The organism is uncultured Oscillibacter sp. (genome assembly GCF_910587525.1).
Taxonomy (GTDB): domain Bacteria; phylum Bacillota; class Clostridia; order Oscillospirales; family Oscillospiraceae; genus Oscillibacter.
Window position 1 is genome coordinate 1 of sequence record NZ_CAJULS010000104.1, and the last position, 8,366, is coordinate 8,366.

The window sequence follows — 8,366 nt, forward strand, 5'->3', positions numbered from 1 at the left end:
TCGTCGAAGATAAAGATATCGGCGTCAATATTCATCCATTTTCCGATGACCACCTTCTGCTGGTTGCCACCGGAGAGCTGGGCCGTGACCTCATCCAGAGACGGAGTCTTGATTTTCAGGGCCTCCACATTTTCCTGGCCCGACTTCTCGATCTGCGCCTTGTTTAGGAATGGGCCGCTGCTGAACCCCTTCATATTGGCCAGAATCAGGTTGGTGCGGACGTCCAGGGAGAGCACCAGGCCCTGCCCCTTCCGGTCCTCGGTCAGGAAGGCGATCTTGCGGTTAATGGCGTCTTTGGGCGTCTTGATGGCCACCTTCTCGCCCTTGACATAGATCTCGCCGCCATCCAGCTTGTCGGCGCCAAAGATGGCCCGCATGGTCTCCGTCCGGCCGGCGCCCACCAGGCCGGCAAAGCCGGTAATCTGCCCGGCATGGGCCTGGAAGGAGACATCGTGGAGCACACCGGCCTCATTGAGGTTCCGGGCCTCCAGCCACACGTCGCCCTTGACGCCAAATTCCTTGGGATAGAGGTTATCCAGGGTCCTACCTACCATAGCGGTGATGAGGGAATCCTCGGTAAGCTCGCTGGTATCCTTGGTAATGATATGCTCGCCGTCCCGCATAACGGTGACACGGTCGCAGAGCTCGAAGAGCTCCTCCAGCTTGTGGGAGACGAAGAGAATGGCCACGCCCTTGGCCTTGAGGCCCCGGACGGTCTCCATCAGCTGGGCGATCTCCTCCTTGCCCAGAGAAGAAGTAGGCTCATCCATGATGATGAGCTTGGCGTCCAGAGAGACGGCCTTGGCAATCTCCACCATCTGCTGCTGGCCAACGCCCAGCTTGCCGCACTCCATGCGGACGTCGATCTCAGGGTGGCCCAGGGATTTCAGCGCCTCCTCAGCCTCCCGGTGCATCCGGGGATAGTCCAGAAGGATGCCCTTTTTGACGGCGCGGCCCATGAAGATGTTGTCCGTCACAGGGAGCTGCTTGACGATGTTCAGCTCCTGGTAGACGCAGGCGATGCCGGCCTCCCGGGACTGGACGGGGTTTTTGAAGATCCGCTTCTCACCGTCGACGAAAATCTCACCCTCTTCGGGGCTATGTACGCCGGTGAGCACCTTGATCAAGGTGGACTTGCCGGCTCCGTTCTCACCGATCAGACCGTGGATCTCCCCGGGCCTGATGCCGATGGACATATTCTTCAAAGCGATGACGCCTGGGAAACGCTTGGTAATGTTTTTCAGTTCGACGACGTACTCGCCCATGCAATTACCTCGATTCTGTATTCCAGATTTCTCTCAGGCCCTGTTCCGGTCCTTTCGCACATTCGCCGGACACGCCCCGCCAAAGGTTCGGAACAGGCCCCAAAGTCCGCCGGAGGGCGGGGCGGATCGACCACCCCGCCCTCCGGATGTTTATGGCATTCTGTTGGCCAATCAGCCCTTCATAGAGGCCAGATTGTCCAGATAAGCCTGGCCGTTCTCTGCGGTGACCACCTGCACGGGGGCGTTGATGACCTCATCCACACTCTCGCCCTTAACGGCCTTCACAGCGGCCTCCACGACCTGATAGCCCATCTCATAGGGCTGCTGGGCCACAGTGGCCTTCACCAGCTCACCGTCCATGATCAGCTTCACGGCGGACTCGTTGCCGTCGAAGCCCACGATGATGACGTCGCTGACGCCGGCGGACTTGCAGGCGTTCATAGCGCCGATGGCAGTGTCGTCATTGTGGCAGAGGACAATGTTAATCTGACCGGGATAGGCGTTCAGCAGGTCCTCCATGGTCTTGGTGGCGCCGTCGGTGGTGTTCTGGCCGGACAGAGCGGCGAGGACCTCCACACCGGCCTCGCTGCAGGCGGCCTCATAGCCCTCGCGGCGCATATTGGAGGTGTTGTCGCCCTCCTGGCCGTAGATAACAACGGCCTTAGCACCGTCGCCGGCCTGCTGGGCGGCCCACAGGCCGCCTTCCTTGGCGGCATCAACGTTGGATGTACCCACGAAGCAGGTCTGACCGTCAATACCTACATTGGTGTCCACAGCCAGCACAGGGATGTTCTGATCAATGGCGGCCTGGAGCGCGGCGATAGCAGCGCCGGCGTCGTTGGGAGCGCAGACGATGGCGTCGCAGCCAGCGCCGATCTGCTGCTCAATCATGGAGACCTGACCCTCGATGTCGCTCTCAGCGCCGGGGCCCACTACGGTGACCTTCACGCCCAGGTCAGCGGCGGCGGCGTCACAGCCGGTCTTCACATAGCCCCAATACTCGGAGGCCAGGGTCTTGAGGACGACGGCAACCTCGATGTCGCCGCCGGCGGGGGCAGAGTCGCCCTGGCTGGGCTGGTCGCCGCTGCTGGCGGGAGCGTCGCCGCCGCCGCAGGCGGCCAGAGACAGGACCATAGCCAGGGTCAGGATCAGTGCGAATACTTTCTTCATACTTCTTTTCTCCTTCTTATTCTGATTCTAAAACGCTTTCAAGAGCCTGTTTTCCGCCGGTGAAACCGGCGGAAAAAGCGGGGGCGCCCCCGCTTGCCGCTGTTATAACACAGAAACGGAAAACAATGCCCCAAAAAGCGGTTTTATTCTATCATATGCCGTCTGTTAACGTCAACCATATTCCAGTTAATCTGTATAATTTCCACAAATAATTTGTAGTTTTTATTAAAAATGCAAAAAGCGGGAATATATCAGGAATATTTTTCCATAACCCCTTTCCGGTCCGTTTTTACAGAGTTTTCCGCTGAAAAGAGCCGCAAATTCCCTCCCCTTCCGCCCACAATAAAAACCGGGGAGGCCTGCCGTTTCGGCAGGCCTCCCCTTCCGTCTATGAAACTTCAAATTACAGCTATGTTCCGCGGCAACGGGATATCACTGCATAAAGGTGCCGTCCATCACCTGGGCGATATAGCTGTTGTACTTCTCCTGCACATCAGCGGGTACCAGGTCGCTGAGCTTGCCGGCAGAGAGCACGCCGTTCTGCATGGTGCCGAAGATGGTCTCGCCGCCGAAGGTGCCGTTTTCCACGGCCTCCATGCACAATCCCACCAGACCGGAGTTGTCGGTGACCTGGCTGCCGATGATGCACTCGTTCTGGCCCAGGAAATCGCCGGGCTGGGCGATGTCGTAGACCTTCACAGAGCCGGCGGCGGCGTTGGCCTCGTCGATGGCCTGACGGGCGCCGGAATCCACGGCGGAGGCGTCCCCGAAGAACACGTCCGCGCCCTGGTCCATCATAGCCTTGGCAAACTCGATGCCCTTGTCGGAGGCGCTGTAATCACCGGAGTAAACCACGTCCAGGGCCTCTACGGTCTTGCCCTCCTGCTGGCCGATGTACTCGGCGGACTCCACGAAGCCGGCGTATTTGCCCTTGGTGGTGTCGATCTCCATGCCGCCGATGAAGGCCACCTTGCCGGTCTCGGTCATGAGGCCCGCCAGAATGCCGGCGATCCAGCCAACCTGCTGGGCATCGGGCAGAAGAGAGGTGACGTTGGCGTTGGCGGCCTTGGCGGGGGTGTCCGCGCCGCCGTTCAGCAGGGCGAAGGCGATGTTGGGATACTCCTCCGCAGCCTGGAGGATGGCGGTGGTGTATTGGTTGCCGGGGGCGTAGATCAGGTCATACCCCAGGTCGCAGAAGGCCACGATACTCTCGTAGTAGGCGGACTGGGCAATGCTGTCGGAGACCTCGGTCTCCCAACCGTACTTGGCGGCGGCGTCCACCATGGCGTTGTAGCAGGCCATGCCCCAGCCGCCGTCGGAGATGCTGGAGTCGCAGATCATGGCAACCTTGTAGGTCTTGCCGCCGCTGCTGCCGCCGCCGTCTGCAGGGGGCGTGGCGCCGTCGCCGGAGGTGCCGGAGCCGCTGTTTCCGCCGCCGCAGGCGGCCAGGCTCAGCACCATGGCCAGGGTCAGGATCAATGCAAAGATCTTCTTCATTCCAATGTTCCTCCTTAGTTTTGTCGCGTTTCATGCTTCTATATGAAAACAGACACAGAGGCCTGTCTTCATTTGGTTCAGCGCTCCTCCCGGAGATAGGGTTTGCCCACGCCCTTAGGGCCCGCCTTCTTCATGCCGATGACCGTCAGTACCGCCACGGTGGCGATGTAGGGGATCATCTGGAAGAACTGATAGGGGATGCCGTAGCTGCCCACCTGGAGGCGGATCTGCAGTGCGTCGCAAAAACCGAAGAACAGGCAGGCCAGCAATACGCCGCCGGCGCTCCACCGGCCGAAGATCACCGCCGCCAGGGCGATGAAGCCGCGGCCGGCCACGTTGCCGTCGGTGTAGGTGGTGGAGTAGCAGGTGGTGAGATACGCACCGCCGATGCCGGCCAGGGCACCGCAGATAACGCTGGCGGCATATTTCACCCCCACCACGCTGATGCCCAGGGTGGCGGCGGCCTTGGGATACTCGCCCACAGCTTTGTAGTTCAAACCGGACTTGGTCCTGTTGAAATAGACGGCGGTAAACACCACCAGGGCATAGGCCAGATAGACCATAGGCGTCTGATCCAGCAGAAGCCGCACCAAAAAGCTGTTGGAGCTGATGCCAAGCATGGCGGACAGCGTGGTCATCAGGCCTACCTGCACCAACTCGGAGCCCGCGCCGAAGTACACCCGGTAGATAAAGGCCGCCAGGGCCGGGGCGAAGATATTGATGGCCATGCCGTAGACAATCTGCTCGGCGCAGAGGTTGATGGTGGCGTAGGCGTAGATCATGTTTACCAGGACCCCCACCGCCGCGCCGGACAGCACGCCCAGCAGCGGATTCCCCGTAATGAGGCTCACCAGAAATCCCACCAGGGAGCCGATGGCCGCCAGACCCTCTAAACCGATATGAACCAGGCCGGCCCTTTGAGAGTAGAGCTCTGCCAGAGACAGGAAGATCAGGGGGGTGGCCATACGGACACTGGCCAGGATCAAATTGGTGACAAAAGCAGAATCCATATTATACGGCCTCCTTTTTAGCAAACATCCGGGCAACCGCCGCCTTGAACTGGGGCAGCTTTACCATGGCCAACCCCGCCACAGTGAATACGATCACCAGGGCCTGAATGATATCGGATACACTGGTGGGGACGCCGGTGGTGGCCTGCATAGTGGTGGAGCCCACCCGCAGCACCGCGAAGAAGATGGCCACCAAAATCGTCGCCAGGGGGTGGAGCTGGCCAATGAGGGCCATGGCCACACCGTCAAAGCCGTAGCCACTGGCGTAGCCGTTGATGAGGTAGAACTGGGTGCCCATCAGATCCGCGCTGCCGCCAAGACCGGCAATAGCGCCGGAGACAATGAAGCTCATCAGGATATACCGCTTCACGGCGAAGCCGTTGAACTGGGCCGCCGTCATGTTCAGTCCCACCGCCCGGAGCTGGAAGCCCTTGGAGGTGTAGAACAGGAAGTAGTAGATCAGAAGGCCCGTGACCAGCGCCAGGATAAAGGCGGTGGTGACCCGCAGGCCGAAGAGGCGGCTGAGCTTGGTGGCGTCGGGCACCGGAGCCGTCTGGGGCACAGTGCCGTCCCGAAGCCAGTTGGTGTACACCACGCCCATAAACAGCGTCGCCACGTAGTTAAGCATGATGGAGATAATCATCTCATTTTGGCCCCGGTAGATCTTCAAAACGCCGGGGATGGCCGCCCAGAGACCGCCGGCCAGGGCGCCGGCGGTCAGGCACAAAACGATGGCGGCGGGTCCCTCCAGTCCACTGCGGGTGGCGATGAAGCAGCACACCACCGCGCCCATAATGAACTGTCCCTCGCCGCCCAGGTTGAAAACGCCGCAGCGGTAGGCAAAGCAGGCGCAAAGCCCGGTGAAGATCAATGGCGTGGCCCGGGCCAGCGTAGTGCCCACGTTCCGCATGCTGCCGAAAGCGCCGGTCCACAGGGCCTGCAGCGCCACAAAGGGATTGGCCCCCAGCACCGCCATGACGATGCAGCCGATGACAAAAGCCAGCAACGCGGAGATCAGCGGCACCAGGATGTTCACGAATTTATTTTTCATCGTTCCCCCTCCTCACTTGCCGGCCATAGCCAGGCTGATCTCCTCAATGGGAGGATTCTTGCCAGAGTAGACGCCCATGACCTGCCCCTCGAACATGACGACGATGCGGTCTGAGACCTCCAGAATCTCGTCAAAGTCCGCGGACACCAGCAGTACGCCGCAGCCCCGGTCCCGGGCCTCGATCATGGTGTCGTGGATAAAGCGGGTGGCGCCAATGTCCAGGCCCCGGGTGGGGTGGACGGCCACCAGCAGGTCGGGGTTTCCCTCCAGCTCCCGGGCCAGGATGACTTTCTGCTGGTTGCCGCCGGAGAGGTTTCGGGCCTCCTGCTCCACAGAGGTGCAGCGGATGTCGTACTTCTTCTGCATCTCCAGTGCGTAGTCCCGGATGGCTTTCTTTTTCAGTACCAGTCCCTTAGCGCTGGTGTAGCGCGACGAGATTTTTGAGAAAAGCGGACAGGATAAATGAGAAAAAATAGCCCCGTTCTTAGAAGTAAATCCGAGGCCGCTCACTTGCGCCGACCGCCCCCGACGAGGGGAGCGGCCCGAGCAAGAGGGCGGACTTTTTAAGGCCCCGGGAGGAGCGGCTTTTGCCGCCCCTCCCTTGCCTTTTGCGCTGCTATAGGGTAGTTACTCCCCCGGCTCCTCCGAGGGCCCGTCCTGGGGCTCCTGGGGGGCTTCCTGGGGCTCCGGCTCACTGTACTCGACCCAGCCATAGACACCGGGCTCCCATACGTTGCCGTCTGCCTCGGAGACCCACTTCTTCCCGTTGTGGGAGGTCTTTGCGCCCTTGCTGTAGGCGTCATGCGCTCCGATAGGCTGAACCCACTCCGGGAACTCCTCGAGCGGGTTGCCGATGCGCGTCCACATCGAGGGCGTCTCCGAGGGCTTGCGGTTCTGCCCGGCGTCGTTGACATCGTGGATGGAGCGGTAGAGCTGGCCCTCGTCCTGGACGATGTCGCCCTTCTTGCCCCTCCAAAACTCGCTCCACTGGACAAAAAGGTCGGGGTGCTCCGAGATCGTGGTCTCGTCGAACTGTTCCTCCTGGGCCATCTTGACGAACATGAGCGCCGCGACCTCCTGGGCCGAGGTGTTGCGTCGGGCCTCCCGCTGGATGTCGGAGACGGCCCGGGGCGGCGTCAAATACTTAATTCCGTTTTGCTCGCTCATTCAAAAGCACCTCCAAAGCCGGAGACGGAGACCTCCCCGTCATACCCCTCATTCTTGACGAGCTTGAAGCGGACGTTCACGCCCCACTTGTCCGCCGTCTTCGTCGTGTTGGTGAAGTTATAGACCCGGTTGAGGAAGACCATCGCCGTGATGTCCTCCCACGTCGGAACCTCGTCGAAGGCGTTGTTGCAAGCCTCCACAAGGACAGTCGCGCCCTCGGTCTTCCATGTGGGCGTGATGAGGATTTTCGAGGCCCTCTCGTCGGTCTCCTCGGGGGCCGCAAGCTGGAACTCGATGATCTTCTCGTCCTTGGAGAAGTTCCAGACCCTCACACTCGTCGCGAAGTTGCCGTCCACGGCCTCGACGCGGAGCCGATGGGCCCCATTGGTGAGTGTGAGCCACTCGGCCCGGGAGAGCTCGATCGTCTCGGTCTGTCCGAGGGTTGCTTGATAGCTTCTAATCTGCTTGTCGTCGATGTACTCGGTAACGACCACGTTGTCGCCCTCGACGTCGGTGACGGTGTACTCCTCGGCGAAGCTGCCAGTCTGGAGCCCGAGGTCTGTGTCCTGCCCGGAGATGCTCGGGGCGGAGTTGGTGCGCTTGAAGGTGAGGCGGCGGTATGCCGTGCCTCCCTTGCCATCCGTGACGGTGATCTTGAGGGTGTTGACCGTATTGAGGCCCAGCGCGTAGAGCTGCGCCGACGTGATGGAGATGGTGAGCTTCTCACCCCGGGGCGCGTTGTTGATCGTGCGGAGCTCCGTGTCGTTGAGCTCCTCCTTCACGGTGAGGGCGTCCCCGTCTGCGTCGTCGACCGTGTACTCATAGGCGAAGGCGAGGTTCTTGTCGCCCAGGTTGGCGTCGACGCCGGAGATCGTCGGGGCGGAGTTCGTCCGGGTGAATGTCCATGTCCGGGTTGCCGTTCCGCCCTGTCCATCTGTTACGACGACCTTGACCGTGTGCTTGCCGAGGCTCAATTCATCGACTGGAACATTTATACTATTTTTCAATTTTCGCGTCGGGGCGAACGACTTCGTCGTTCGCCCATCAATCGACTCCGTCGCCGTCAAGACGTCGCCGGAGTCGGCGTCGTCGACCGTGTACTCGATCGTGAAGTTGCTGTTCTTATCGCCTAAATCGCGGTTACTGTCAGAGATCAGAGGGTCAGTGTTCAGAATTTCAAGGACGGGGCGAAAACCGACGTCGACG

General features: G+C 60.7%; 8 protein-coding genes. All 8 read right to left on the minus strand.

What is annotated here, in order from left to right; all coding sequences use genetic code 11:
* On the minus strand, nucleotides 1–1,265 hold a 1,265-nt coding region (locus QZ326_RS09540), incomplete at its 3' end, for a sugar ABC transporter ATP-binding protein (protein WP_295744484.1).
* Nucleotides 1,266–1,436: 171 nt separating this feature from the next.
* Nucleotides 1,437–2,435, minus strand: coding sequence for a sugar ABC transporter substrate-binding protein (locus QZ326_RS09545; RefSeq protein ID WP_295744488.1), 999 nt, complete (start codon nucleotides 2,433–2,435; stop codon nucleotides 1,437–1,439).
* Between the two features lie 432 nt (nucleotides 2,436–2,867).
* Nucleotides 2,868–3,932, minus strand: a complete 1,065-nt coding sequence (locus QZ326_RS09550) for a BMP family protein (protein WP_295744491.1) — start codon at nucleotides 3,930–3,932, stop codon at nucleotides 2,868–2,870.
* Between the two features lie 77 nt (nucleotides 3,933–4,009).
* Nucleotides 4,010–4,942 carry an ABC transporter permease gene (locus QZ326_RS09555; RefSeq protein WP_295744495.1) on the minus strand — a complete coding sequence of 311 codons (933 nt, stop codon included), beginning with the start codon at nucleotides 4,940–4,942 and terminating at the stop codon, nucleotides 4,010–4,012.
* Nucleotide 4,943: 1 nt separating this feature from the next.
* A complete protein-coding gene (locus QZ326_RS09560) occupies nucleotides 4,944–5,993 on the minus strand; it encodes an ABC transporter permease (protein WP_295744498.1) in 1,050 nt (349 codons plus the stop codon).
* A gap of 12 nt (nucleotides 5,994–6,005) precedes the next feature.
* On the minus strand, nucleotides 6,006–6,503 hold the full coding sequence (locus QZ326_RS09565; protein ID WP_295744501.1) for a hypothetical protein: 498 nt from the start codon (nucleotides 6,501–6,503) through the stop codon (nucleotides 6,006–6,008).
* A 117-nt stretch (nucleotides 6,504–6,620) separates the two neighbouring features.
* Nucleotides 6,621–7,160 carry an alpha-amylase gene (locus QZ326_RS09570; protein ID WP_295744504.1) on the minus strand — a complete coding sequence of 180 codons (540 nt, stop codon included), beginning with the start codon at nucleotides 7,158–7,160 and terminating at the stop codon, nucleotides 6,621–6,623.
* Nucleotides 7,157–8,366: hypothetical protein (locus QZ326_RS09575; RefSeq protein ID WP_295744507.1), on the minus strand; the 1,210-nt coding region annotated here is incomplete at its 5' end. The genes QZ326_RS09575 and QZ326_RS09570, both read right to left, overlap by 4 nt.